Genomic DNA, 26,762 nt, shown 5'->3' with positions numbered 1-26,762 from the left:
ATCATAAATTAGTATGCCTGCATCCACACAATATGATAATGATTTAGCTATAACAGAAATGATTAAAGCTATAAATAAACATATGAAAGAAATTCATAGTGTCATCTCTGCTTTGGATTTGGGAATAACAGAGGTTAAAGACGATGGCGTTTATAGAACATTCAACAACGGCGATGTTCTAAAAATAGCCTCTGGGTCATATAAAAAACTTCAAGTACCATCTAAAAGAATTAAACTCTTCTAATGATAGAAACCCTGTTGCCGTATTACCAATATTTCAAAGCAGTACATATTGTATTTGTGATTAGCTGGATGGCTGGATTGTTCTATATCCTGAGTCTTTTTATTTACCATACTGAGGCAAACGATAAGCCCGAACCAGAAAAAAGTATCCTCCAAAAGCAGTTTGTTAAAATGGAGGCCACTTTATGGAAAATTATTGCTACTCCGGCAATGATCATTTCTGTTCTGGCAGGAGCATCCATGTTGACTTTAAACCAAGGTTTGCTCCAAGCCGATTGGATGTGGGTTAAACTCGCTTTTGTTGTTGGTTTACTAATCTATCACTTCATCTGCCAAAACATCGTTAAACAGCTTAAAAATAACGTTTATAAGCTAAGCAGCTTTCAGCTGAGGTTGTGGCGTGAGCTGGCTACCATTTTTATGATCGCTATTGTATTTGTGGTGATCTTGAAAAATGCCATTAACTGGATTTACGGTTTAATTGGCATAATGGGGATAGCCATGGCCATTATGATTGCGGTTAAACTATACAAGAACTATCGTAAAAAACGTGGCGAATAATCTTATACCACAAAGTCACTAGGGCACCAAGAATATTGCTTGTAATAAGAGGTGTTAAGAAAAACTTTGTGTTCTTTGTGCCTTGGTGGTCAACCCATAAGTAACTTTGTTTCCTTTGCGTAAACTTCGCGTTCTTTGCGGTTAAATAAACCAAAAACTATTCTAAATTTGGGCGATAAAATTTAAGCGCATGTTTACATCTACAGGTCTGAAAAAGACCTTACTCTTAATATCTTTTCTTTTTAGTTCTTATTTGGCTTCGGCCCAGTTCAATCAATCGGCTTTCGAAAATCGCATCCGTCCTGATAGCAGCTTAACCAATGAAGTTCACTTTAACTTTTACAATTTAAACTACGTCCGCAATTACGAGTACACCAATGATTTCCATGATGGTTATACTTTATACGGAACGCAGTTACAGCCACAAATTGTTTATTACGCGCATCCAAATTTGGCCATCACTGCAGGTGCTTTTATCAGAAAAGATTTTGGAAGAAACGGAATTTCGGATGCGAAACCTTTATTCAGCGTAAAATACCATAAAAGAAACCTCACCTTAATTTTTGGAAGTTTAGAAGGTAATATTCAACATAAGTATATCGAGCCATTATACGATTTTGAAAGAACCTTAACTACGCCGATTGAATATGGAACACAGTTATTGGTTGAGCGTAAGAAATTTACATTAGATGCCTGGATAGCCTGGCAAAAAATGATCTATAAGGGCGATCCTGCAAAAGAGGAAATTATAGGTGGTTTATCAACAGAAACTACAATTGCAGAAGGTAATGGTTGGAAATTTAGTTTCCCTGCGCAGTTTTTGGCCTTCCACCAGGGCGGACAGATTGATGTGCTCAAGGAAATCCCGATTACCACCATGTTTAACGGTGCAACTGGTTTGAAGTTACATAAAGCAATTAATGCCAATATTAAACAGCTATATACTGATAACTATATTGCCGTTTACAAAGATTTATCTCCTGATAAAAGAAGAGCTTACCAAGGTGGCTTTGGTTTATGGTTAAACGCCGGTGTAGAAAGTAAATGGGGAAGCTTGGTGGCTTCTTACTGGAAAGGAAATAACTTTATTTCTATTAAAGGTATGCCGCTGTACGAATCGGTTTCTGACAATCTGTATAGTCCTGGGTTGAAGCAAAGCGCCAGAAACATTGTTTCGCTGCGTTATGCTTACCAAAAAGAATTAATTCCACATTTATACCTTGATGTGCGTTTCGAGCCACATATCGATTTAGACAATACCGATAAACAACTTCAGTTTAACCACTCCTTTTTCTTGACTTATAAACAGGATTTTAAATTGTTTAAGGTGAAAAAGGATGGAAGGTAGAGGGTAGGAAGGTTTAGGAGAAAAAATCACTTAAAATTTAGACCTCGTAGGTTTCCAAATCTACGAGGTTTATTATTTTTAAGCCGTTCCCCTGGTTTCTAAACCCGATAGCAGCGAAAAACACGAAGGTGAGGAACGAACTGAGGCTTTGAAGCGAATAGCGGGACTGCTGACTCCGATGAAATGCTGAATGTTCATTTTCAAATAAAAAATCTATATCTTTCTTGAAAATTATTTAAGCTGTATCTGTTTGATAATCAGTAAGTATTAGGCTAATTTTAACTTTATTTAACTTTTTTTCTCTCCCTATGCAACCATTGTTTGTAATCTGCCATCTTCTATATACAAACACACAATGAAATTGACGCGAAGCTATACGATAAACGATTTGATGGAAGGCTGCAAAGCTGGCGACCGGAAGATGCAAGAGCTGCTTTACAAGCAAACTGCATCGAAAATGTTGGCCGTTTGCATGCGCTATGCCAAAGATAGGATGGAGGCAGAAGATGTGCTACAAATGGGATACATCAAAATCTTCCAAAAGATAAAAGAGTATAGGGGCGATGGTTCTTTTGAAGGTTGGATTAGAAGGGTAATGGTGAACACTGCAATTGAAAGTTACCGTAAAAATTTACGCAGCTTAAATGTGGTTGAAATAGATGAAGCTTACGAGCAACCATCAACCGGATTTGATTTTGGCACTTTAGGGATGCAGGATTTAATGAAGGTAATACAAAAATTGGCAGATGGTTATCGCATGGTTTTTAACATGTACGTAATAGAAGGCTATTCGCACAAAGAAATTAGTGAAACGCTTGGGATCTCAGAAGGCGCGAGTAAATCGCAATTATCGAGAGCAAGAGCAATATTAAAAGAAGAAATTATAAAAATGGAGGGATTTGGTTATGCAACCTATACGGGATAAGGATTTTGATCAGTTATTTAAGGATGCTTTTGCTGATGCAGAAGTAGCACCTTCGAGGGATTTATGGAGCAATATTGAAAGCGAAATAACGCCTAAGAAAAAAAGGATCATACCTATTTATTGGTTATCGGCAGCAGCGGTGTTATTGATTGCTACCATCGGAATTTTCGTTTATCAACAACAGGATACCACTAATGCAGGCAAGCAATTAGCCAGTACCACAATTGAAAAAACTAAACCAGCAGTGCAATATCCGATTGTTAAAGATTCTGCAACAAAGCTTGTTGAGCCAGTTGAAAATATTGCACCAGTTTTGCCAGTTCAACCTAAAGCGGTAAGTACTATTGCTAAAACAAAGGTAAAACAAGGCTTTAAACATTCTGTGGAGCAACCGCGCATAGTTACAGGCCCTGAAATGCTAAAGCAAGAAACAATGATTGCTCAGGTTGAAGATCTTAAACGTGATATTAAAGCACAAATTGAAGCGGCAATTCTTGAGCAGCCTAAAGTAGATATTGCAATTGCAGCCAATCCAACAACAGTTAAAACGGACGATGCTGTTAATGAAAACGAACAAAGTAATAAAGGCATCCGTAATGTTGGCGATGTGGTAAACCTGATTGTAAACAAGATGGATAAAAGAAAAGATAAATTAATTCAGTTCCGTACTGATGATGATGATTCTTCTTTGGCATCAATCAATATCGGTCCATTTAAAATAGGGAAACGGAATAAAAAATAAGCTAGGATTGATCAGAATTTACAGATTTTAGGATTTAGGTATCACAGCATTCTCTCATTCAATAATTCACTCATTCAACATAACAAACACACATATATGAAACGTCTAATTTATACAACACTTTTGGTAAGCGGGCTTGCCGGTGTTATGGCTCCAGGAGCTTTTGCTCAACAAGATAGTACAAAGAAAAATAGGAAAGATTTGAACTATGGTATTGTTAGCATTACCAGAGATGAAAAAGATAGTACTAAAATAGATTCTAAAAAAGGTCGATTTGTAGGTGGAATTACTTTTACCAGGGTTGATTGGGGTTTCTCGAGGTTAATTGATAATGGCAGTTTCAATTTATCTCCTAACAACGAGTTCTTAGATTATAAAGGTGGTAAAACCAGTACATTTTCTTTTGATGTTTTACAGTTTGGCTATCGTTTTAATTCTAATTTTAAAGTTTATGTGGCAGGTGGATTCGACTGGACATTAATCCGTTTACGAAAAGATATTACCATTGCTAAAAATTCAAACGAATTTGTATATACCGATCAAGCGCCTGTACATTTCTCTAAAAACCGTTTCTCTAGTAGCTATGTGCACATTCCCTTAAATTTCGAATTCCGAACTAAAGAAAACCATAACAGCAAAAGATTTTATTTGGTTTTAGGTCCAGAAGTTAGTTTTTTACTAAATGGAAAAATTAAACAGGTAAGCGAAGAGCGTGGTAAAGAAAAACAATATGACAGCTACCACTTTCAATCGGTTCGTTACGGCGGAACAATTAGATTTGGCTATGGTGGTATAGGTTTGTTTACCAAATATTACTTTAACGATATGTTTACTACCGCTCAGCAAGCTGGCTTAAAGAATATGAGTTTCGGGGTTACTTTCGGATTAAATTAACCCCTAAACTCCTTAAAGGGGACTGATAAAACCCTCCTGAAAGATAGGGTGTCAATACACAAATAAAACAGATCCTGTTTCGGTTAGGCGAGACAGGATTTTTTGTGTGCAGTTTTTTGCTTTAAGCTTTAGTCTTTACACTTTAAGCTTATTCATTATCTTTACCGTGTGAGCAATACCATAATCAGCGTTAAAAATTTAACCAAGCAATACCAGGCAGAACAGGCCGGTGGAATTAAAAATGTAAGTTTCGAAATTAAAAGGGGCGATGTAGTAGCCATTATTGGCGAAAGCGGAAGCGGAAAATCGACCTTACTGAAATCTATTTACGGGTTGTTAAAAACCGATGAAGGTGAAATCTTTTTCGAAGATAAAAGGGTTAAGGGACCCGATGAACAATTGATCCCTGGGCATAAACAGATGAAAATGGTTACGCAGGATTTTTCATTAAACATTTATGCCAAGGTTTACGATAATATTGCCTCACAGTTATCGAACACCGACCTTAAAACCAAAGCTGAAAAAACGCTTCAGATTATGGAGCATCTTCGGATTTTACCACTTCAAAATAAAAAAATTATTGAATTGAGCGGGGGAGAGCAGCAGCGCGTAGCCATAGCAAAAGCAATGGTTGCCGATACACAGGTTTTACTTTTAGACGAACCTTTTAGCCAGGTTGATGCCTTACTTAAAAACCAGCTACGCGCAGATATCAAACGTGTAGCCTCAGAAACCGGTGTTACCGTAATTTTAGTCTCCCATGATCCTGCCGATGGCTTATTTCTGGCCGACCAGTTACTTATTCTGAAAAATGGAGAACTGTTACAAACCGGAAAACCTTCAGAAATTTATCAGCATCCAGCGCATATTTATACCGCTCAGATTTTAGGTAATGCTGTGGTTTTATCGAGAGCTGATGCTGAAAAAATTGGTTTAAAAACGGAAAAAGATTCGGTTGTATTTTATCCCGAGTGGGCCGAAATAAGCAATAGCTGGAGCAGCAGACGTTTTGAAGTAAAAGATGTGTATTACAAAGGTTTTTATGATGAACTGCTTTTAGAAAGAAATGGTGTTAGCATCCGTGCCTTGCAGCTGAACAGGGGAGAGCATAAAAAAAACGACCATGTTCAATTGAACATCAGTCGTTTTTTGGAGTTTTAAATAATAGTTATAAATCGTTTCCAACAAGAACTATTTTTACCCTTACTGTTGATGTAGGTTTTATTGGAGTTGTTGCCTGATAATCTGAGCTTTGCACGTCGATAGACACACCACCTTTGTATACCTCGAAGCTATAGGCATCTACATTATAAACAAACGGTAGTGCTATATAACTTGCGCCACTATTGTAAGAAATGTAAACCAAAGTTCCTTCATTATCAAGGTGGAATTGATCTATTTCTGGAACGGCAATATTCGCAGAAAATGTTTTTCCATCGCTACTTAATGCCCAGGCATTAGTAGAAATGTCTCTAACTACGGTTAAAATTGTATTGTTTTGTTGAACAAGTGTTTCTTTTTTGCAGGAAGCTAGGCCTAGCGTAGCAATGCAAAGCATTAAGATGGTAAGTTTTTTCATTGTGATTAGTTTTTATTTGTGTGTGATATTGGTATTACAAATCTGCTGCCAAAAAAATATAATTAAAGATTTATGGATTAATTATTGTGCAACACATTAAATACACAAATATTAGTAACCTATTTTTTTTAATTATGAAGCTCTTTTTTCGCCTCTTACCCTGGTTAATTTTAATCGTTGCAGGGTATTTGTTTATCTCCAAAAAATTTAGCATCAATACCACTGTAGAAAGCAAACATCAGCTTCTGGTAGAGAAAATTGAAGCAATTGGGAAGTTAGAGCTGGTGAGATATCAGATCAGTGATGTTTTGGAACACAAAAACAAAACAGATTTTTTGCCCGAAGCCAGCGTTTTATTGATTGTTAAAGCCGAAGCAGTAGGCTGTATCGACTTAACTAAAATTACCCGCGAAGATATTGATATTGATGCGGATACCGCTGTAGTAAATTTGCCACAGCCTGAAATATGTTATGTAAAAATCGACCATAAAAACTCTCGTGTTTACGATACGAAGATGGCTTTCTTCCGCGAGGCTGATTTGGTAGATGAAGCGTATAAAGCAGCTGAAAGGCAAATTACTGCTGAAGTTAAAAAATCAACCATTTTAACGCAAACCAAAACCAATGCTACGACGGTACTTAAACCGATTATTGAAGGATTGGGCTATAAGAATGTGAAATTTACTTTTGAATAGGGCTAAAGGTGAAAGGTTTTGGGCGTAAGGTTAAGCGATCGTCACATAGTGTCGTCATCTCGACCGGAACGCAGTGGAGCGGAGAGATCTTCCTCGAGATAGATTTCTCGACTGCGTTGCACTCCGCTCGAAATGACGTCCATCGGTTTTATTTCAAAAAATCTTCTCTGTGCGGATTAAAAACATCAACCAATAATCCAGCTTCTAAACAAAGTACACTATGGAATACATTTGATGGGGCAAAGAAAACGTCGCCCTCATTTAGTATCTTCTTATCATCGCCCATGCTAACCTCAAAACTTCCTTTTGCTACATAACTCATTTGCAAATGAGGATGATTGTGAATGGTACCAATGGCATCTTTTTCAAAGTCTACCTTAACCAGCATCAGCTGATCATCGTAAGCCATAATTTTGCGTTTAACGCCTCCTCCTAAATCTTCCCAATCGATATCGCTATCAGAAATTAGTGCTTTGTTGGTTAACTCTTTGAAATTCATTTTTTTTATTTTTTGCGTCACCCTGAATTTAGTTCAGGGTCTTCTATACTAGAAAGATGCTGAAATAAATTCAGCATGACGATTGTATTAGAACCTTGTGTGCTTTGCGGTTAAATATCCTTAAACTAAATATTCAAACAAAGTTTGATCTTGGTTCAGTTCGATAATCTCGAATTTAAAATCTTTCATGCGCTGCAATAAACTTGCATAGTCGTTTTTATTAGAAAGTTCTATACCAACCAATGCAGGGCCATTTTCTTTATTCGTTTTTTTAATAAACTCGAAACGGGTAATATCATCCTGTGGGCCCAAAACTTCATTTACAAATAATTTTAATGCACCTGGTCTTTGTGGGAAACGTACAATGAAATAATGTTTCAAGCCTTCGAAAAGTAAAGATTTCTCTTTAATCTCCTGCATGCGCTCAATATCGTTATTTCCACCGCTTACAATACAAACTACAGTTTTACCGGCAATCTGGTCTTTCAGTTGATCTAACGCAGCAACAGAGAGTGCTCCGGCAGGTTCAACCACAATAGCATCTTCGTTATACAGTTTTAAAATAGTCGTACAGATTTTTCCTTCAGGGATTAAATGCATCTGATCTAGAAGCTCCTTACAATACTCGTAAGTAATATGGCCTATTCTTTTTACAGCTGCACCATCCACAAAACGGTCTATCTCTTCTAAGGTAAAGGGGCCGCCATATTCCATAGCGGTAACCATTGATGGTGCACCCAGCGGTTCAACACCTACCAATTTTACCTCTGGTTTAACGGTTTTCATGTAAGCACTCACGCCCGATGCCAAACCGCCACCTCCTACAGGCATTACGATCATATCCAAATCAGGTAGATCTTCGTAAATTTCTACACCAACCGTTGCCTGGCCTTCAATTACTTTTTCGTCATCGAAAGGTGGGATAAAAGTGGCTGCTTTTTCAGCACTATAAGCTAAAGCTTCTTTTAAACAATCATCAAAAGTATCGCCCACTAAAATTACTTCAACGTTGTCACCACCGAACATGTAGGTTTGTTTAACCTTTTGTTTCGGTGTAATTTCTGGCATAAAAATAACACCCTTAATACCGAGTTTTTTACATGAATATGCTACACCTTGTGCGTGGTTACCAGCACTTGCGCAAACTACACCATTAATTAATGCATCTTGTGGCAAGGAGCTAATTTTATTATAGGCACCACGCAATTTGTATGAGCGCACAATCTGTAGATCCTCTCTTTTTAAGTAGATATTGGCATTGTAATGAGCAGAAAGTCCGGCGTTAAACTCTAAAGGTGTGCGTTTTACCACGCCTTTTAACCGTTGCGATGCAGATTGAAAATCTAATGTATTCGGTGTTGTAGTATTCATAATTTAGTATCAAGAAGGGAGATAGTTTAGTGTGCTAAGAATCAAGTATCTAGTAGCAAGACTGATATTCTCCTTATATTTTTTTGTAAAGCAGGGTTCGGTATTCCATCGGAGGCAGCTGTCCTGCTTTACATTTTATTCCGCTGCGCTTCATGCTCATTCCAATCAGGTTTAGGGAGCAAGGTTTGTGTTTCAAACTTAAATCCTCCCCCTGCCCCCTCCAAAGGGGGACACCCTCTCAAAGTTTTTAAGGCATTCTCAGCTTGCTTTTAGCTTTAGTCTTTAACCTTTCAGCTTTTACGCCAAATGCAAAGCAACCAATTGGTTTAAGTCATGGTCGTTTATACCTTGTTTACCATCAGCCAAAACCAAGAATTGTTTGTAAACAATGTCCAAATGATCTTTTTCCAATTTGTGGCCTAAACGGTCTAAATGGTGTTTTAAAGCATGGCGGCCACTTCTTGCAGTTAATACAATTGTTGCATCAGGGAAACCAACATCTTCTGGCTTAATAATTTCGTAGTTCTCGCGGTTTTTTAAGAAACCATCCTGGTGGATACCCGAGCTATGAGAAAATGCATTTCCACCAACAATTGCTTTATTAGGTTGAACAGGCATATTCATTTGGTTTCGCACCATGTGACTCATTTCGTAGAAACGGGTAGCATCAATCTGTGTGTTTAAGCCTAAAATCTTGTGTGTTTTCAAAATCATGACGACTTCTTCCATAGATGTATTGCCTGCACGCTCTCCGATGCCGTTTATGGTACATTCTACCTGGCGGGCACCATTTTGTAAGCCTGCGATAGAATTCGCTGTAGCCAAGCCTAAATCGTTGTGGCAATGCACAGAGATAATGGCTTTATCGATATTTTTTACGTTTTCTTTTAAGAAAAGGATTTTCGAACCGTATTGATCTGGTAAGCAATAACCGTTGGTATCTGGGATGTTTACCACAGTTGCACCGGCAGCAATAACAGCTTCAACCATTTTTGCTAAAAATTCGATGTCGGCACGGCCGGCATCTTCTGCGTAGAACTCAATATCCTCAACATACTTTTTAGCATATTTTACAGCATCAACAGCACGTTCTAAAATATCTTCACGGGTACTGTTAAATTTATGTTTAATATGAAAATCTGATGCGCCAATCCCGGTGTGGATACGTGGCCTTTTTGCATAACGTAAAGCATCAGCAGCAACATCGATATCGTTTTTATTTGCACGGGTTAAAGCGCAGATAATTGGGTTGGTTACTGCCTTTGATAATTCAATTACACTATTAAAATCTCCTGGGCTAGATACCGGGAAACCTGCTTCAATCACATCAACGCCTAAAAGCTCAAGTGATTTGGCGATTTCTACTTTTTGGTTTGTATCTAACTGGCAGCCTGGAACCTGCTCACCGTCACGCAATGTCGTGTCGAAAATATAAACTTTGTTCGGGTCGTGAATCATAATCTTAAGTTTAGGAAGTGATTAATTTTTGGGATAAAAATTTAAGTACCAATTTGCCCATTTCAGCTGTGCCTAAAACTTTAAATCGGTTTGTATTTTGGTCGGCAATATCATGTGTTCTAAAGCCTTCTTTCAATACCTGGTCGATGGTATCAACCAATAATTTGGCTTCTTCTTTTAGTCCGAATCCAATTTCTAACATTAATGCTGCCGATAGGATAGAAGCTAATGGATTAGCTAAATCTTTACCTGCAATATCGTGTGCAGAACCATGGATAGGCTCGAAGAAACCAGTGCTTTCGCCAACAGATGCAGAAGCCAGCATACCCATTGAACCTGCAATTTGTGAAGCCTCATCTGTTAAAATATCTCCAAATAAATTGGCCGTTAAAACAACGTCGAATTTTTTAGGATTTTTGATCAATTGCATGGCAGCATTATCAATAAACATATGTTCAGTTTCTACGTCAGGATATTGTTTTGCAATTTCCTGAACGGTTTCGCGCCATAGGCGAGAACTTTCTAAAACATTTGCTTTATCTACTGAACATAATCTTTTGTTACGTTGCTGTGCTGCTTGGTAGGCTTTATGTGCAATGCGCTCTACTTCATAACGGTGATATATCATCAGGTCTGAAGCGGTATTGCGATCTTCAGAACGTATTTTCTCGCCAAAGTATACATCACCAGTTAATTCACGGAAGAACAAAATATCGGTTCCTCTTAAAATTTCCGGTTTGATGCTCGATGCCTGAAGAAGTTCATCAAATAGTAATATCGGGCGGAGGTTAGCAAAAAGACCCAGTTCTTTGCGAATTTTCAGCAGGCCTTGTTCTGGTCTAACTTTTAAACTAGGGTCGTTATCATATTTGGCATGACCAATTGCTCCAAAAAGGATAGCATCACTTTGTCTTGCTTTTTCTAAAGTTTCATCTGGCAAAGGCTCACCAGTAACTTCAATAGCCGCATGGCCCATTAAAGCTTCTTCGAACACAAATTCATGGCCAAAAATTTCGGCAATTTTTTCTAATGCTGCTTTTCCCCAAGTGGTAACTTCGGGTCCAATACCGTCTCCAGGTATTACTAAAATGTTCTTCTTCATTGTTGACTCCTCTTTTGGCGATGCAGTTTTTACCACAGATTTTCACAGATAAACACAGATTGATTCTGTGCCATGGTTTGTGTCTTCACAAACCATTAGATTTTTATCTGTGTCATCCTTTTTATCTGTGGTTAATTTTGCATCAGCTTAATATTTCTACGTTTAAACTTTCGACGACTTTTACCTCGCCTTTTTCTAACAATATTCTTTTTTCTATGCAGGTTGGCAGCTGCGATTCAAAATGGCCAACATAAATTAAGGTCATTCCATTGCTGCACAATTCATCAACCAATTGGTTAAAATGCCGTGTTTGCTGCTGGTCTAAACCCTGGCAAGGTTCGTCCAGAATTAATAGTTCCGGGTTTTTTATAATTGTCCGCGCTAACAATACCAATCGCTGTTTGCCGAGTGGAAGTGCGGTTAATAATTCATTTTTACTAGCTGTTAACCCAAAATATTCAATCAGTTCATCAACTTGTGCTCTCTTGCTATAAGGTAATTGTTGAAACAGGCCCACGGTATCGTAAAAGCCTGAAGCAATGCACTTCCAAACGGTTGAATTGGCATCGAAATACCAATGAAACTCGGGAGATATTAAGCCGATATGCTGTTTTATATCCCATATACTTTCGCCACTTCCACGCCTAATACCGAACAAATAAAGTTTGTTGGCATAAGATTGAGGGTGATCGCCGTTCACTAAGCTCAATAACGTAGATTTCCCTGAACCGTTAGGGCCTTGTAAAAGCCATTTTTCTCCAGCTTTAACTTCCCAGTTGATATTTCTTAAAACCTGTTTTTCGCCATAACTGATGTTTATATCAACCATTTTTACGATGTCAGTTGAGGAATAAATCGGCGACTCCTTTAAAAAAGCAGGGATTTTCTTTTTGTGTATTTCAAGTGGAAGATCTCCAATTTCTCTTGAAAATGATGTTACGATCTGCCCATCTATAATCTCTGCAAAACAATCGATGCTTGCAGGGAATTCTAAGTCGTTACAGATTAAAATTAATTGTACACCTTCTGCTGTAATCTGCTCCAAAAGCGTATTCAGGTTTTTGCGGGAAGCAGCATCTAAACCGGTATAAGGCTGATCGATAATTAGCAATTGGGGTTTTAGCCATAAGGCTTTAACCAACTGCAGCTTTTTATGTTCGCCGCTCGATAATTCGATTAGTTGTGAACTGGCGAATGTTGCAAATCCCAATGCTTCTAAAATTGGTTCAACCCGATCGAAGTGCAAGCCTTTTTCTTTACCATAACTAACCAATTCTGCATGAACGGTCAAAGTTTCTTTTGCCTGCTGACTGGTATAACGTTGTTGGTAATAAAAATTGGCAACTCCTTCCAGGTTTTTAAACTGATACCAGCTTTCTACAAATAAGACTTCGGCAGGTAATTTCCTTTGGACATCGTAATTGATTTCAATGCTTCCCTGTGAGGCGATTAAACCCGCAATAGCTTTAGCCAAAGAAGTTTTTCCGCTGCCACTTTCGCCCCATAAAACCCAATTTTGGCAAACATTTACTTCCCAATACAAATCCTTTAGCACCACTTTGTTGTGGTAACTTAAGTTTAAATTCTGTATGTAAAGGAATGGTTTAAACATTATTTCTCTGTAATTTTAATTTTGGATGCTGGTGAAACTCCCTTTATTCTCCTTTCGGGATGATTACACTGATTAAGCGATTACACCGATTTTTTACTTTGGTCTTTCTGCTTTAGTCTTTTAGCTTTTCAGGCCTTTAACCTTCCTACCCTCTACCTTCTTCGAATTCTTCAATTAATTTTTTTTGGTTTAAGATGAAATCGATATCATCATAACCATTGATCAAACATGATTTTTTGTAAGGATTGATCTCAAATGATTCCTGAGCACCAGTTTCTACAATCGTAACCGTTTGATTTTCTAAATCAACTTCTAAAGCCGATTTTGGATTGTTGTCGACCGCTTTGAAAATCTGCGACAAGAACTCTTCACTCACCTGAATGGGTAGCAAACCATTGTTCAAGGCATTTCCTTTAAAAATATCGGCAAAGAAACTGCTGATTACTGCATCAAAACCGGCATCTTGAATGGCCCATGCCGCATGCTCGCGACTACTGCCACAGCCAAAGTTTTTTCCAGCCACTAAAACCTTACCGCTGTAGGTAGGGTTGTTCATTACGAAATCAGCTTTGGGCTGGTTATCGTTTTCATAACGCCAATCGCGGAACAAATTTTCGCCGAAACCCTCGCGGGTAGTCGCTTTTAGAAACCTCGCAGGGATAATCTGATCGGTATCGATGTTCTCTATGTTTAAAGGCACTACTGCCGATGTTAATTTTGTGAATTTTTTCATTGTTAATGATGATTACACAGATTAAATGATTTCACCGATTTAGGGTGATTTCATAGATTTAATATTTATAATTTGGTTTTCAAACCTTCAGCCTTCCACCATGGTAAAATGTTCAACTGTAGGGAAAGGATCATAAAAGTGATGCAATAACTTTTTCCAATTCTGATACTCTGCTGATTCCCTGAAACCTTCAGTGTGCGATTCTAAAGTTTCCCAATTTACCAGCAGGATATATTTGTTTTCTACCTCTACACATTTTTGAAGCTGATGCGAAATGTAACCTTCCATCGAAGAAATGATTTTTTGTGCTTCGCCAAAAGCTTTTTCAAAATCTGCCGATAATCCGGTTTTTACATTTAATATGGCAACTTCTAAAATCATATATTTATTTTTCCGTCATTGCGAGGTACGAAGCAATCTATTTGGCCTGAAATCGCATTAAGATTGCTTCGTACCTCGCAATGACGATTAGGTTAGGGATTCGCTTTTATCTTCAACCTTCTGTCTTTTAGACTTCTACCTTTTTAGCAAATCCCTCACATCAGTAATTTTTCCGGTTACGGCTGCTGCTGCTGCGGTAAGTGGACTTGCTAATAAGGTACGTGCATTTTGTCCTTGTCTACCTTCAAAGTTCCTGTTTGATGTAGATACACAGTATTTACCTGCGGGAATTTTATCTTCGTTCATTCCTAAACAGGCACTGCAACCTGGTTCGCGTAATTGGAAACCAGCGGCTTCGAAAATCTTATCCAAACCTTCGTTTTTAGCCTGTTGTTCTACTTGTTTCGATCCCGGAACAATCCAAACGGTAACGTTATCTGCTTTGCGTTTATCTTTAACAAAATCGGCAACTTCGCGTAAATCTTCAATGCGAGAGTTGGTACAGCTTCCAATGAACACATAATCAACCGGTTTTCCGATCAAAGATGAATCGTCATCAAAACCCATGTAATCCAATGCTTTCTGATATGATAATTTTTCTTTTTCTGGTTGTGCACCAGTTGCCGGAATATGCTCTTGGATACCCATTCCCATTCCTGGGTTTGTACCGTAGGTAATCATAGGAGCGATATCTTTAGCATCGAAAGTTAAAACACTATCGAATTTGGCATCAGCATCGCTATATAATGTTTTCCAATAAGCCAAAGCTTTATCCCACTCTTCGCCAGCTGGAGCAAACTCTCGTCCTTTAATGTAATCGAAAGTGGTTTGGTCTGGTGCAATTAATCCACCGCGTGCACCCATTTCGATACTCATATTACAGATTGTCATACGAGCTTCCATACTTAAAGCCTCGATTGCGGAACCCGCATATTCAATAAAATAACCTGTACCGCCAGCGGCAGAAATTTTGGCAATAATGTATAAGATAATGTCTTTCGCTCCAACACCTTGTCCAAGTTCGCCGTTTACTTCGATTTTCATGGTTTTAGGTTTCGACTGCAATAAACATTGCGTTGCGAAAACCTGCTCAACCTGCGAAGTGCCGATACCAAATGCTATGGCCCCAAAAGCGCCATGGGTAGAGGTATGGCTATCGCCACAAACCATTGTTTTACCAGGTAAGGTGATGCCCAGCTCAGGACCGATAACATGCACAATCCCTTGGAAAGGATGCCCTAAGCCATACAGCTCCACTCCGAATTCTGAACAGTTTTTGGTTAACATATCTACCTGATAGCGCGAAAGCTCCTCTTTAATTGGCAACAACTGGTTTAACGTAGGTACATTATGATCGGCAGTTGCAACAGTCTGCTTTGGACGCAAAACAGGCAACCCTCTTTTGCGCAAGCCATCAAATGCCTGCGGAGAAGTTACCTCATGTATTAAGTGTGTATCAATGTATAAAATATCAGGAAATCCTTCTTCACTTTTTACAACGTGAGCATCCCAAATTTTTTCTACTAATGTTTTTGACATTTTAACCCCCTAGCCCCCTAAAGGGGGAATTTAAGTTTGTAATTATTATTTTTATAAGACCTGTCCAAAGTCCCCTCTCTTTTAGGAGAGGGGATTTAGGGGTGAGGTTATGCAGTTTTAATTGCTTTCATTGCAGTCATTGCCTTACGCAAAGTAGCACCGATTTGTTCTACTTCGTGTGAGCGGATAGCCTCGTTGATATCGATTAATTGTCTGTTGTCAACTGCACCGTCTTTACCTTCGTTAAAGTTTTTACCAACTAAATCAGTATCTACTTTTTTCATGAAATCACCTAAAAGTGGTTTACAAGCCTGATCGAATAAATAACAACCATATTCAGCAGTATCAGAAATTACGCGATTCATTTCGAACAATTTCTTACGTGCAATGGTATTGGCAATAAGTGGTGTTTCGTGTAAAGATTCGTAGTAAGCCGATTCTGGTTTAATACCAGCCTGTACCATGGTTTCGAAAGCCAATTCAACACCAGCACGAACAAAAGCAACCATCAAAGTATAGTTATCGAAATATTCTTGCTCACCGATTTTAACGTCACCGGCAGGCGTTTTTTCGAAAGCGGTTTCACCAGTTTCAGCTCTCCAAGCCAATAGGTTTTTATCACCATTTGCCCAATCTTCCATCATGATACGGCTAAATTCGCCGCTCATAATATCATCCTGGTGTTTTTGGAACAACGGACGCATAATGTCTTTCAATTCTTCCGAAATTTCGAAAGCTTTGATTTTAGCTACATTGCTTAATCTGTCCATCATGGCAGTAATACCACCTTGTTTTAAGGCTTCGGTAATTACCTCAACACCGTATTGCACCAATTTAGAAGCATAACCTGCGTCGATTCCTTTTTCTACCATTTTATCGAAAGATAGGATAGAACCTGTTTGCAGTAAACCACAAAGGATAGTTTGCTCGCCCATTAAATCAGATTTCACTTCAGCTACGAAAGATGATTTTAACACACCAGCTCTGTGACCGCCTGTACCAGCGCAATATGCTTTTGCCTGTGCCAATCCTTTACCTTGTGGATCGTTTTCAGGGTGAACGGCAATTAAGGTAGGAACACCAAAACCACGAACATATTCTGCTCTAACCTCGCTACCCGGGCATTTAGGTGCAACCATAATCACGGTTAAATCTTTACGGATCTGCATACCTTCTTCTACGATGTTGAAACCGTGAGAATATAACAAAGTAGCACCTTCTTTCATTAAAGGCATAATTGCATTTACAACAGCGGTGTGTTGTTTATCAGGAGTAAGGTTAATTACTACATCTGCATTCGGAATCAGTTCTTCATAGGTACCAACTGTGAAATTGTTTTCAGTTGCATTTTTCCAAGAATCGCGTTTACCTTCAATTGCTTCCTTACGTAAAGTGTAGCTTACATCTAAACCACTATCTCTTAAATTTAAACCTTGGTTTAAGCCTTGTGCGCCACAACCTACAATTACCAGTTTTTTGCCCTTTAGTGCGCTAACGCCATCTAAAAATTCAGAACTGTCCATGAAGTCGCAAACACCTAATTGGTTTAATTTTTCTCTAAGAGGTAATGTGTTAAAATAATTTGCCATTGTTTTTTATTGGTTAATTTCTATTTAATTATCGGTTTGACCATGATTGTCGAGATTCAAGGATTAATAAGATTCTCTTTCTCTCATTTCATAGTATTAATTTTTTATTTTATGCCATGGTTCGTGTCCTCACGAAACATTTTTTCCTTCGGTTTGATTATACAGATATAGTGATTTCACCGATTTATTTGAAAAGCAGATTCCTGTGCTTTTCGGTTGCTTCAGTCCCGCTATTCGTTCCCGATGAAAAATCGGGATTACTGCTATCGGGTTTATTTTAGTTGGGTCTGTTTTTCAAAACCCTCATCCATCTCACATCTTCCATTTTATATCTGTCTCTTCAGTGCCCATGAATAACCTTGGTGTACGTTATCATGACCAATAGTTGTAATCAAAATTTCTTCTATGCTGTTCATCTGTACGCCATAGGTGGCTGTTATAAAAGGAGTGATGCTCGAAAATTTTCCATTTGCATAATCTTCTTTTATTTTTTCAATGCTTTCTAACGCGATGGCTTTCAATTCTGCTACTTCTTCTTCAGTTACAGTATAGGATGGCTTTGTATCCTTTTTATAATACTCGTTAAATTTTACCGAAGCAGCATCTTGTAATATACCTGTACGAACATAACAAAGCGTTTGTGTACTCACTACAATGTGGCCAAAGTTCCAGATGATGTTATTGTTGAACCCATCAGGAATTTTATTTAATTCTTCGATTGTTAAACCATCTATTAACTGAATAAATGCCTTGCGTGAGTTTATTATAAAATCAAATACCTCGTTCATCATTTTATAATCGTATCTATCTAATTATCATTTTGTTTTTCAGCTTCGGTTAATTCTTCATTAAAAGTAATCTTGTTAAAGTTAAATAGGTATGGCTTTATTACATTTCACATTAACTCTATTCTAACCGCACAGGGCGCCAAGGTTTTCGCAAAGGTGGCTAAGCATTATGCTTTTGCTTTCAAGCTTATACCCTCTACCTTTTAGCTTACATGGTAAAAATCTTTCCGCCTTTTTCTAAAAATTCGTTTTCTATCAATTCTTCACCTGGTTCGAAAGCTTCAAATTCTTTCAGTTTTTCGTGGAAACCCGCACTGTCTTTAATAATGGCTACTCTGGCAGATCTTACAAATTCAATTAGCTCGTAAGGTTCTAAAGCTTTTACCAAAGCATCAGTTTCTTCGCGGTGACCCGTTACTGCAAAAACAGTATAATCTTTACGGATCACTACCGCACTGGCACCATATTGTCTTAATAAACGCTCAACAGTTACTTTTTCTGCAATTTCATCAGTAGAAACTTTATAAAGTGCCAGTTCCTGCCAGATAATTTCTTCGTTGGTGTTGAAATAAACTTTCAATACCTCAATCTGCTTTTCAATCTGGCGGGCAAGTTTTCTCACCACTTCGTAACCTTCATGAATAACGATATTGAAACGGTGTATTCCTTCAATTTCTGATGCGGAACTGTTTAAACTTTCGATATTGATTTTTCTTTTCGAGAAAATAATCGCAATCCTGTTGAGTAAACCAATGCGGTTTTCGGCATAAACCGTAATGGTATATTCCTGTTTTCCTTCTAGGTCAACGGTGTCTTCTGTGTATTTTATTTTATCTTCAGTACTCATGATAATTTCTTTTTACGTATTCGTCATTTCGACCTTGTGGAGAAATCTTTAAATGTTGTTAAAGAAAGATCTCTCCGTTTCGCTGCGTTACAGTCGAGATGACGATTACGCTAGCTTTTACTCTTTCTACTTATTTTAATCTGATTTCGCTTACACTCATTCCTTGTGGAACCATTGGGAAAACGTTGTTTTCTCTGCCAACCATTACTTCTAATAAGTAAGAACCTTCATGATTAATCATGGTTTCTAATGCCTGTCGTAAGTTTGCGCGTTCATCAACTTTGCTTGCTTCGATATAGTACGATTTAGCTAAAGCAACAAAATCCGGACTGGTGATATTAACAAAAGAATAACGTTTATCATGAAACAGCTGTTGCCATTGGCGAACCATACCTAAAAAGCGGTTGTTCAGGATCAGGATTTTTACTGCTGCACCGAATTGCATAATGGTACCCAATTCCTGAGGTGTCATCTGGAAACCACCATCACCAATAATGGCGATAACGGTTTTATCAGGAGCGCCATATTTAGCGCCAATTGCGGCCGGTAAACCAAAGCCCATTGTACCTAAGCCACCAGAAGTAATATTGCTGCGGGTATTGTTGAATTTAGCATAACGGCAGGCCACCATCTGGTGCTGACCAACATCGGTAACAATTACCGCATCGCCGCCACAAATTTCATTGATGTTACGTAATACTTCGCCCATGGTCATTTCATCACCTGTTGGATAAAGCTCTGGAGTAATGACTTGATCTATTTCCTCCTGGTTATATTTTCTGAATTTAGCCAACCAATCTTCGTGTTTGTTATCGTTAACTAAATTGGTTAATAGGGGTAAAGTTTCTTTACAGTCGCCCCAAACACCAACCTCAGCTTTAACATTTTTATCAATCTCAGCAGGGTCGATATCCAAATGCACTACTTTAGCTTGTTTGGCATATTTATCTAAACGGCCAGTTACGCGGTCATCAAAACGCATACCGATGGCAATTAAAACATCACATTCGTTGGTTAACACATTAGGACCGTAGTTACCATGCATACCCAACATACCTACGTTTAATGGGTGTGAAGTTGGAATAGCACCTTCGCCCATGATCGTCCATGCAGCAGGGATGCCGGTTTTTTCGATAAAAGCTTTAAATTCTTCTTCAGCATTGCCCAGAATAACACCTTGCCCAAATAAAACGAAAGGTTTTTTTGCTGAATTGATTAATTCGGCTGCTTGCTCAATATATTCTACCCTAACTTTTGGTTTCGGGCGATAACTGCGGATGTGGTTACATTTTACATACTCAGGGAATTCCTCAAGCTGTAATTGCGCATTTTTGGTAATATCGATTAAAACCGGGCCTGGTCTGCCACTTTTAGCGATGTAAAAAGCTTTAGCCAATACCTCTTGAATTTCTTTGGCATCAGTAACCTGATAGTTCCATTTGGTAACTGGAGTGGTAATGTTAATTACATCGGTTTCCTGAAAAGCATCCGTTCCCAATAGGTGAGCGAAAACCTGTCCGGTGATACAAACCAATGGTGTACTGTCTATCTGAGCATCTGCTAAACCAGTAACCAAGTTGGTTGCACCTGGTCCGCTGGTTGCGAAAACAACACCAACTTCGCCGCTTGCTCTTGCAAAACCCTGAGCAGCATGGATACCACCTTGCTCATGGCGAACCAATATGTGTTCTAATTTATCGGCATAATCATAAAGAGCATCATAAATAGGCATGATTGCTCCTCCCGGATAACCGAAAATGGTGGTTACACCTTCTTCAATTAATCCATTCAACAAAACCTGCGAGCCTGTCCCTTTGAATAAGGTTTTTGAGGTTTCTGCTTTCGCCTCGTTTTGTTGTATTGTATCTTGTGCAGTTTCCATAGTTATGTTTTTGCGGTTCTACTATTCTTTAATTTTAAACCCAATTCTCTGTCTGTCGTTCCACTTTAATTGAGCAATTTTCTCGTCTATTAAATTTTCCATTGCATCATAAAGCTCATTGAGCTGAACATCATGTTCGCCAATCCGCTCTTTAATTTCTGTTAATTGTTCATTAAGGTTGCTTTGTTTTAGCAAAATTTTCCGAACATCAACAAAGGCTCTCATAATAGCAATATTCATATTAATCGCCTTATCGCTCTTTAAAACGCCACTTAACATGGCTACACCTTGCTCTGTAAAGGCATAAGGCAAATATTTGCTTGTCCTATTTTGTGGTATGTTATCCATCATCACAAATTGTGATGATGGGTTTTTAACCTGGGATGCGGTAACAATTTGTGACTGCATATCTTTCCACTCTATGGACGTGAGCTGAAACATAAAATCATCTGGAAAACGCTTTATATTTCGTTTTACCGCTTGATTTAGTACTCTTGTCTCAACTTCATAAAGTACTGCCAGATCGAAATCCAACATTACTCTTTCTCCCCGGATTTCATAAATCCTATTCTGAATACTTTTAATTATTTGCATAATTTATTTTATTAGTAATCAATTAATCTGGGGGATGATTTTTTGATTTTAGTACTCGTCAGTTACACAGCCACTTGCTGCGTCTGAAACTGTTTTAGCATATTTATATAAAACACCTTTTGTTACTTTCAATGCTGGTTGAACGTATTTTTTTCTACGCTCGGCAATCACTTCTTCACTTACTTGTAAGCTAATGATGTTGTTCACTGCATCAATCAAAATCCGGTCTTCATCTTCCACCAAGCCGATTAAGCCACCTTTGTAAGATTCAGGCGTAATGTGACCAACCACAAAACCATGTGTGCCGCCAGAGAAACGTCCGTCAGTAATCAAAGCCACCGATTTGCCTAAACCAGCACCAATAATTGCTGAGGTTGGTTTTAACATTTCTGGCATCCCTGGTGCACCTACCGGACCTGAGTTTTTAATTACAATTACATCACCAGGTTGAACCCGTCCGCTGGAAATTCCAGCGATTAAATCGTGCTCGCCGTCAAATACTCGTGCAGGGCCTTCAAATTTCTCACCTTCTTTCCCACTGATTTTTGCAACAGAACCTTTCTCCGCCAGGTTTCCATAAAGAATCTGTAAGTGACCTGTAGCCTTAATTGGCTCACTTAGTTTCTGAATGATTTTTTGATCATAGTCCATGATCGATTTCACGTCAGCCAAATTTTCAGCTATAGTTTTTCCGGTTACGGTTAAGCAGTCGCCATGTAATAAACCCTCATTTAATAAATATTTCATTACTGCAGGGATACCACCATATTGATGTAAATCTTGCATTAAGTATTTTCCACTAGGTTTGAAATCGGCAAGTACTGGTGTTACATCACTCATGCGTTGGAAATCATCCTGGGTGATTTCGATACCGATAGCTTTACCCATTGCAATAAAATGCAATACTGCATTCGTACTGCCACCTAAAATAATAATAGAACGAATGGCATTTTCGAATGCTTTTCTCGTCATGATATCGGATGGTTTGATATCTTTCTCTAATAAAATTTTGATGTATTTACCGGCATCCAAACATTCTTGTTTTTTCTCCTCGCTAATTGCTGGGTTTGAAGATGAATAAGGCAAACTCATACCTAAAGCTTCAATTGCTGATGCCATTGTGTTTGCAGTATACATCCCTCCACAAGCACCTGCACCGGGACAGGTATGTTTTATGATACCCTGATAGTCTTCCTCAGAAAGGTTGCCACAGATTTTTTGCCCCAAAGCCTCGAAAGCCGAAACGATGTTCAATTCTTCTCCTTTGTAATGCCCAGGAGCAATTGTACCACCATAAACCATAATTGAAGGGCGATCTAACCGAGCCATGGCCATAATTGCGCCAGGCATGTTTTTATCACAGCCAGGGATAGAGATAATTCCATCGTAATATTGGCCACCGCAAATGGTTTCGATACTATCCGCAATAACATCACGGCTTACTAGCGAATAGCGCATACCATCTGTACCATTGCTCATCCCATCACTTACCCCGATAGTGTTAAAAACCAAGCCCACTAAATCATTATTCCAGACCCCTTTTTTCACATCTTTTGCAAGATCGTTAAGGTGCATATTGCAGGTGTTACCATCGTAACCCATACTTGCAATACCGACCTGTGCTTTAGCCATATCAGCATCAGTTAATCCGATTCCGTAAAGCATAGCTTGCGCTGCCGGTTGTGTTGGGTCTTGTGTAAATGTTTTACTGTACTTGTTTAATTCGCTCATTGTTTAAATTGTATGTATGCTGTTGTATTTCAATTATTTCTTTTCGAGGCAAAAAAAAACCGCCTCTTTTTGGGAGGCGGTTTCGATAGGGTATATTTTTATATTATACGCAACGATTTCCACCTCTCTTTTGAGAAATGACAATAATTAGGTTGCTAATAATGTTTGTGTTTATATTCATGTTTTTGATGAATCACAAACATACTAACTATTTAAAAAAAGAAAAGAACTATTTTAATATTATTTATTTTTTTACTCCGATTACAATTCCTGTTGCCCAAACCTGCTTGGTTAAGTACAGATCATCACGTAATTCTAAATCTTTGATCAATTTAATGGCCTTATCTTGATGACCATCAGGCCAATTTGACTGGGGTAACATATCATCAATGATGTAAAGTCCACCGGTATTCAGCATGGATATCACCTCGTCTAAGAGCAAATATTTTCCATACCAGGTATCAGCAAAAATATAATCGAACTTTTTGTCTTTATTCTTTTCGATCCACTCGGCACCATCGGTATCAACCAATGTTAAATGATCGTCACCGCCAAGAAACGTTTTGGCAATGGCTAAAAATTTAGCATCATTATCTATCGAGGTAAGTGTACTTTCCTGATCTAAACCATCTAATATCCAGGAAGTAGATAAGCCTGTGCCAGTTCCAAGCTCCAAAAATTTACCTGAGGGTTTGGTGGCAGCAAGTGTCCTGAGTAAAGAGCAAGTCAACACATCAGATGCCATATCAAATCCTGATGCTTTTGTTGCACCATTAATTTGCTGGTAGGCCTTCGGGAAATGTTGATTGATTTCTTCAGTCATCTGCTTTTGCTGCTTAAGCGCTTCTTATTTATTTATGTAATAGTTTTGTTGTTATTCGTTTTTTCGACTTTGGACTCCTGACTTACCGACTTCGGACTATATAATTACCTCATAATTTACCTTTTCCAATACCAGGTTTTTATAGGCACGCTGTATGGTATAACCGAGAGATTCTCTCCACAACGGGCGATAAACAATATCATCAATTGAGGCGATACCCGCTATTTCAGTTGCTGTTCCGCATAAGAAAGCGCTGTCGGCATTTTTTAAATCTTCTATGGTTAACTTTTTCTCAATGCATTCTATATCCAGAACGGTGCAAAGTTCTTTTACTGTTGCACGTGTAATACCCGGTAAAATATTCCCTAAAGATGGTGTATATAATTTTCCGTCTTTTTCGAGAAAAATGTTCGCACCAGATGCCTCTGCCACAAAACCATGCATATCTAAAAGCAAAGCCTCATCGTAACCTTTAATATTTGCTGCTGTAGTAGCTAAAATAGAATTAACATAGTTTCCACTCAATTTCGCTTCCATTGGAGTCGATTTTGGATTTGGTCTTTCGTAATCAGAAACGGTTAGTTTTAACAATTTATTACCAGAATAAGCATCCCATTCCCATGCACAGATTAAGATCGAAACCCCACTCGGCTCGTTTAATTTCATATTCGGGTGGCAAAATACCAAGGGACGGATATAAGCATCTTTCAGCTTGTTTAGCTGAAGTAATTTATAGGTTGCGGCAATTAATTCTTGTTTATCCCAAGGGAAAGGAATATTTGCCAATTGGCAAGAACGCTCTAAGCGATCGAAATGGGCAGCAGCTTTGAAAATGCGGTTACCATTGTGCGTTTTGTAGGCTCTAATACCCTCGAAAGCGGCGTAACCGTAATGTAGCGACTGTCCGTAAAGGTCAGTGCTGCTATTTACAGCCTTTTCAAACTGTCCATCAAGGTAAATAATCGTATTAGAATTATAGTATTTCATCTGTTTATTGTTATTGTTTTTAACCGTCAGATGGAGCTTACCACGATAAATAAGCTTTCCATTTTTTTATTTTGACTATTTATCATGGACGGTTTATAATACTGTGTTTTGTTATTTAAAAAAAGCGTCCCGTTTGTATCGGGACGCTTTAGGTATATTTAGTTTTTTAAAATCTATTTAAACTGCGTCCGCTTATTGCCCCATAAAATGTTTAGGAGTAGGAGGTTAAGTAAAATGACAGGTAACAACACTACATTGCCAGCTGCTTTTGCAGTAGTATATATAGAAAATATGTTGTTCTGAAAGGTCATTATTATCTTATTGTTTATAAAAACCAATTTAGTTTTTGGTTCATTAATATGCAAGAGAAATCAGAAAAAAGTTAAATCAGAATATTATTCTTTTATTTGTTTATAAATCGGAATATTATTCTTAATAATAGTTTGATTAGTTATTTAATGCCGATAGCCGTAGACTAAATATCAAAACGGTATACGGTCTATTTGTTATGCTTGCATTATAAATTTTCTATTTTTCTGCTTAAAATGCCCCAGAGTGCACTGAAAATTGAAAATTTAGACGATATTTTGGCGTTTAAATGTAAAGAAAACTTGCTGTTTTTATATAGGTATAGAATGAGCATTATATTCATTACTACTTATTGGAAATAGTTACGTGCTGTTGGTCCGAACTACTACAAAAATTACAAGTTTAAAAACGAAAAGATAATACAGCTAGCTGGTTCGCATATGCTTTATTATGAAAACAATAAGGAATTTACTGCAGCAGTGTGTGACTTTGTTAAATAGTAATGCAAAACAAAAAACCTCCCTGATTATTAAATCGGGAGATCTTCATTTACTATGATGCTATTGCGAAAAGTTTGATATTTTGAAATTCTTTTTGTTTTTCATTCAATTCACTCTCGATATCGTAATCGTCTTGTAACCCAAGCCAAAATTTTGCAGAGTTGCCAAAAAAGATGCTAAAACGCAGTGCCGTATCTGCTGTAATTCTTCTCTTACCTTTAATTATTTCAGAAATACGCGTTTGAGGAATATTGGTTTCTTTCGCTAAACGATAAGCTGTAATATTTAAAGGGATAAGAAATTCTTCATTCAGAATTTCTCCGGGATGTATGTTTGGTAGCTTTTCCATTAATTTTTTAATGATAATCTATAATTTCAATTTCACTTGCATTGCCGTTTTCCCATTTGAAAATTATTCTCCACTGGTCATTAATTCGGATGCTGTAATAATCTTTCAGATTGCCTTTTTTCTTTTCCAGTTTATTCGATGGTGGTATAGTTAAATCTTGAATGTTTTGCGAATTGCTTATCATTCTTAATTTTCTACGCCCAATAGTTTGAATTTCTAGTGGCATTTTAGAAACCCTGATACCATTCCATATTTTTTCTGTGTCTTTAGAGCCAAAAGAAAGTATCATGCTAACTTTTTACGTTACTAACGTTAAAGGTAGGTAGTTGTTTTTTGAAATCCTAATATAAAAACAAAAAGCCTCCCTGATTCTTAAAGAGGGCACTGAAAAAGTAGACATAAAATGGTCTTCAAACAGAAAAGCGGATGAATAGCTCTTAAGAGTTTTTCATCCGCTTTCTTTTTTGAGGCATTTCATTTTTCTTATTTGATAGCGAACTTTACGTTCGACATTGAGAACTGGAGCACATTGTTAGTTTTTCCCAGAAGATTCTTTGGATTATTATCCTTTTTTTAGAATTTGAGGATTCTTTTAAGATTAACCACGAATATCGCAAGTGCACCTTGCATTTTCATGCTTTCCAGGCCATAGGAGTTCGCCCTGTCATATCCATGACATGA

27 protein-coding genes are annotated in these 26,762 nt (G+C 37.9%); 8 read left to right on the top strand and 19 right to left on the bottom strand.

Annotated elements, in window-relative coordinates; translation table 11 throughout:
• The first annotated feature begins 13 nt into the window (after window positions 1-13).
• The 7 genes from EZ456_RS22175 to EZ456_RS22145 all read left to right on the top strand — a co-directional run bounded on the left by EZ456_RS22175 (window position 14) and on the right by EZ456_RS22145 (window position 5,874).
• Entirely contained in the window at window positions 14-244 is a 231-nt protein-coding gene (locus EZ456_RS22175) for a hypothetical protein (protein WP_131533938.1), read from the top strand.
• Window positions 244-804: a CopD family protein gene (locus EZ456_RS22170; protein ID WP_131533936.1), complete on the top strand. Its 561-nt coding sequence runs from the start codon at window positions 244-246 to the stop codon at window positions 802-804. The genes EZ456_RS22175 and EZ456_RS22170 overlap by 1 nt, the downstream gene beginning before the upstream one ends.
• 190 nt (window positions 805-994) lie before the next feature.
• Window positions 995-2,152 (top strand): hypothetical protein, encoded by a 1,158-nt coding sequence (locus EZ456_RS22165; protein WP_131533934.1) that lies wholly within the window; start codon window positions 995-997, stop codon window positions 2,150-2,152.
• 355 nt (window positions 2,153-2,507) lie between these two features.
• Entirely contained in the window at window positions 2,508-3,077 is a 570-nt protein-coding gene (locus EZ456_RS22160) for an RNA polymerase sigma factor (RefSeq protein WP_131533932.1), read from the top strand.
• Window positions 3,058-3,819, top strand: coding sequence for a hypothetical protein (locus tag EZ456_RS22155; protein ID WP_131533931.1), 762 nt, complete (start codon window positions 3,058-3,060; stop codon window positions 3,817-3,819). The genes EZ456_RS22160 and EZ456_RS22155 overlap by 20 nt, the downstream gene beginning before the upstream one ends.
• A 96-nt stretch (window positions 3,820-3,915) precedes the next feature.
• A complete protein-coding gene (locus EZ456_RS22150; RefSeq protein WP_131533929.1) occupies window positions 3,916-4,713 on the top strand; it encodes an outer membrane beta-barrel protein in 798 nt (265 codons plus the stop codon).
• A gap of 168 nt (window positions 4,714-4,881) precedes the next feature.
• Complete coding sequence (locus EZ456_RS22145) at window positions 4,882-5,874, top strand: ABC transporter ATP-binding protein (protein ID WP_131533927.1); 993 nt, start codon at window positions 4,882-4,884, stop codon at window positions 5,872-5,874.
• A gap of 7 nt (window positions 5,875-5,881) precedes the next feature.
• On the opposite strand, the gene EZ456_RS22140 is transcribed toward EZ456_RS22145, so the two are convergent.
• A complete protein-coding gene (locus EZ456_RS22140; RefSeq protein WP_131533925.1) occupies window positions 5,882-6,292 on the bottom strand; it encodes a hypothetical protein in 411 nt (136 codons plus the stop codon).
• Window positions 6,293-6,426: 134 nt separating this feature from the next.
• Between EZ456_RS22140 and EZ456_RS22135 the strand changes: the two genes are divergently transcribed.
• Entirely contained in the window at window positions 6,427-6,987 is a 561-nt protein-coding gene (locus EZ456_RS22135; RefSeq protein WP_131533923.1) for a DUF4230 domain-containing protein, read from the top strand.
• A gap of 148 nt (window positions 6,988-7,135) precedes the next feature.
• Here the strand turns inward: EZ456_RS22135 and EZ456_RS22130 are convergent, their stop codons facing one another.
• The 18 genes from EZ456_RS22130 to EZ456_RS22045 form a co-directional block, all read right to left on the bottom strand.
• The gene (locus EZ456_RS22130; RefSeq protein WP_131533921.1) at window positions 7,136-7,486 is read right to left on the bottom strand and encodes a cupin domain-containing protein; all 351 of its coding nucleotides are present in this window, start codon (window positions 7,484-7,486) and stop codon (window positions 7,136-7,138) included.
• Window positions 7,487-7,606: 120 nt separating this feature from the next.
• Window positions 7,607-8,857: a threonine ammonia-lyase IlvA gene (gene ilvA / locus EZ456_RS22125; RefSeq protein ID WP_131533919.1), complete on the bottom strand. Its 1,251-nt coding sequence runs from the start codon at window positions 8,855-8,857 to the stop codon at window positions 7,607-7,609.
• Window positions 8,858-9,154: 297 nt separating this feature from the next.
• Window positions 9,155-10,315 carry a 2-isopropylmalate synthase gene (locus EZ456_RS22120; RefSeq protein ID WP_131533917.1) on the bottom strand — a complete coding sequence of 387 codons (1,161 nt, stop codon included), beginning with the start codon at window positions 10,313-10,315 and terminating at the stop codon, window positions 9,155-9,157.
• 10 nt (window positions 10,316-10,325) lie between these two features.
• Entirely contained in the window at window positions 10,326-11,417 is a 1,092-nt protein-coding gene (gene leuB, locus EZ456_RS22115; protein WP_057931994.1) for a 3-isopropylmalate dehydrogenase, read from the bottom strand.
• A 142-nt stretch (window positions 11,418-11,559) separates the two neighbouring features.
• Window positions 11,560-13,029, bottom strand: coding sequence for an ATP-binding cassette domain-containing protein (locus tag EZ456_RS22110; protein WP_205945152.1), 1,470 nt, complete (start codon window positions 13,027-13,029; stop codon window positions 11,560-11,562).
• Between the two features lie 145 nt (window positions 13,030-13,174).
• Entirely contained in the window at window positions 13,175-13,762 is a 588-nt protein-coding gene (gene leuD / locus EZ456_RS22105; protein WP_131533914.1) for a 3-isopropylmalate dehydratase small subunit, read from the bottom strand.
• 87 nt (window positions 13,763-13,849) lie between these two features.
• Complete coding sequence (locus EZ456_RS22100; RefSeq protein ID WP_131533913.1) at window positions 13,850-14,143, bottom strand: antibiotic biosynthesis monooxygenase family protein; 294 nt, start codon at window positions 14,141-14,143, stop codon at window positions 13,850-13,852.
• Window positions 14,144-14,278: 135 nt separating this feature from the next.
• Window positions 14,279-15,682, bottom strand: coding sequence for a 3-isopropylmalate dehydratase large subunit (gene leuC / locus EZ456_RS22095; protein ID WP_131533912.1), 1,404 nt, complete (start codon window positions 15,680-15,682; stop codon window positions 14,279-14,281).
• A 107-nt stretch (window positions 15,683-15,789) separates the two neighbouring features.
• On the bottom strand, window positions 15,790-17,271 hold the full coding sequence (ilvC, locus tag EZ456_RS22090) for a ketol-acid reductoisomerase (protein WP_131533911.1): 1,482 nt from the start codon (window positions 17,269-17,271) through the stop codon (window positions 15,790-15,792).
• Window positions 17,272-17,597: 326 nt separating this feature from the next.
• Window positions 17,598-18,059 carry a DinB family protein gene (locus EZ456_RS22085; protein WP_225876599.1) on the bottom strand — a complete coding sequence of 154 codons (462 nt, stop codon included), beginning with the start codon at window positions 18,057-18,059 and terminating at the stop codon, window positions 17,598-17,600.
• Window positions 18,060-18,267: 208 nt separating this feature from the next.
• Entirely contained in the window at window positions 18,268-18,906 is a 639-nt protein-coding gene (gene ilvN / locus EZ456_RS22080; protein ID WP_131533909.1) for an acetolactate synthase small subunit, read from the bottom strand.
• A gap of 130 nt (window positions 18,907-19,036) precedes the next feature.
• Window positions 19,037-20,788 carry a biosynthetic-type acetolactate synthase large subunit gene (gene ilvB, locus EZ456_RS22075; protein ID WP_131533908.1) on the bottom strand — a complete coding sequence of 584 codons (1,752 nt, stop codon included), beginning with the start codon at window positions 20,786-20,788 and terminating at the stop codon, window positions 19,037-19,039.
• A gap of 21 nt (window positions 20,789-20,809) precedes the next feature.
• Window positions 20,810-21,382 carry an ORF6N domain-containing protein gene (locus EZ456_RS22070; RefSeq protein WP_131533906.1) on the bottom strand — a complete coding sequence of 191 codons (573 nt, stop codon included), beginning with the start codon at window positions 21,380-21,382 and terminating at the stop codon, window positions 20,810-20,812.
• A gap of 48 nt (window positions 21,383-21,430) precedes the next feature.
• Window positions 21,431-23,113 (bottom strand): dihydroxy-acid dehydratase, encoded by a 1,683-nt coding sequence (gene ilvD, locus EZ456_RS22065; protein ID WP_131533905.1) that lies wholly within the window; start codon window positions 23,111-23,113, stop codon window positions 21,431-21,433.
• Window positions 23,114-23,357: 244 nt separating this feature from the next.
• On the bottom strand, window positions 23,358-23,936 hold the full coding sequence (locus EZ456_RS22060) for an O-methyltransferase (protein ID WP_131533904.1): 579 nt from the start codon (window positions 23,934-23,936) through the stop codon (window positions 23,358-23,360).
• Window positions 23,937-24,032: 96 nt separating this feature from the next.
• Window positions 24,033-24,923: a branched-chain-amino-acid transaminase gene (gene ilvE, locus EZ456_RS22055; protein WP_131533902.1), complete on the bottom strand. Its 891-nt coding sequence runs from the start codon at window positions 24,921-24,923 to the stop codon at window positions 24,033-24,035.
• 861 nt (window positions 24,924-25,784) lie between these two features.
• On the bottom strand, window positions 25,785-26,081 hold the full coding sequence (locus tag EZ456_RS22050) for a HigA family addiction module antitoxin (protein ID WP_131533901.1): 297 nt from the start codon (window positions 26,079-26,081) through the stop codon (window positions 25,785-25,787).
• A gap of 7 nt (window positions 26,082-26,088) precedes the next feature.
• Window positions 26,089-26,370 (bottom strand): type II toxin-antitoxin system RelE/ParE family toxin, encoded by a 282-nt coding sequence (locus tag EZ456_RS22045; RefSeq protein WP_131533899.1) that lies wholly within the window; start codon window positions 26,368-26,370, stop codon window positions 26,089-26,091.
• Window positions 26,371-26,762 lie beyond the last annotated feature (392 nt).

The sequence above is a fragment of the Pedobacter psychrodurus genome (assembly GCF_004331735.1).
Taxonomy (GTDB): domain Bacteria; phylum Bacteroidota; class Bacteroidia; order Sphingobacteriales; family Sphingobacteriaceae; genus Pedobacter; species Pedobacter psychrodurus.
Note: the sequence above shows the minus strand (reverse complement) of the source record. Positions and strands in the feature narration are given on the sequence as shown.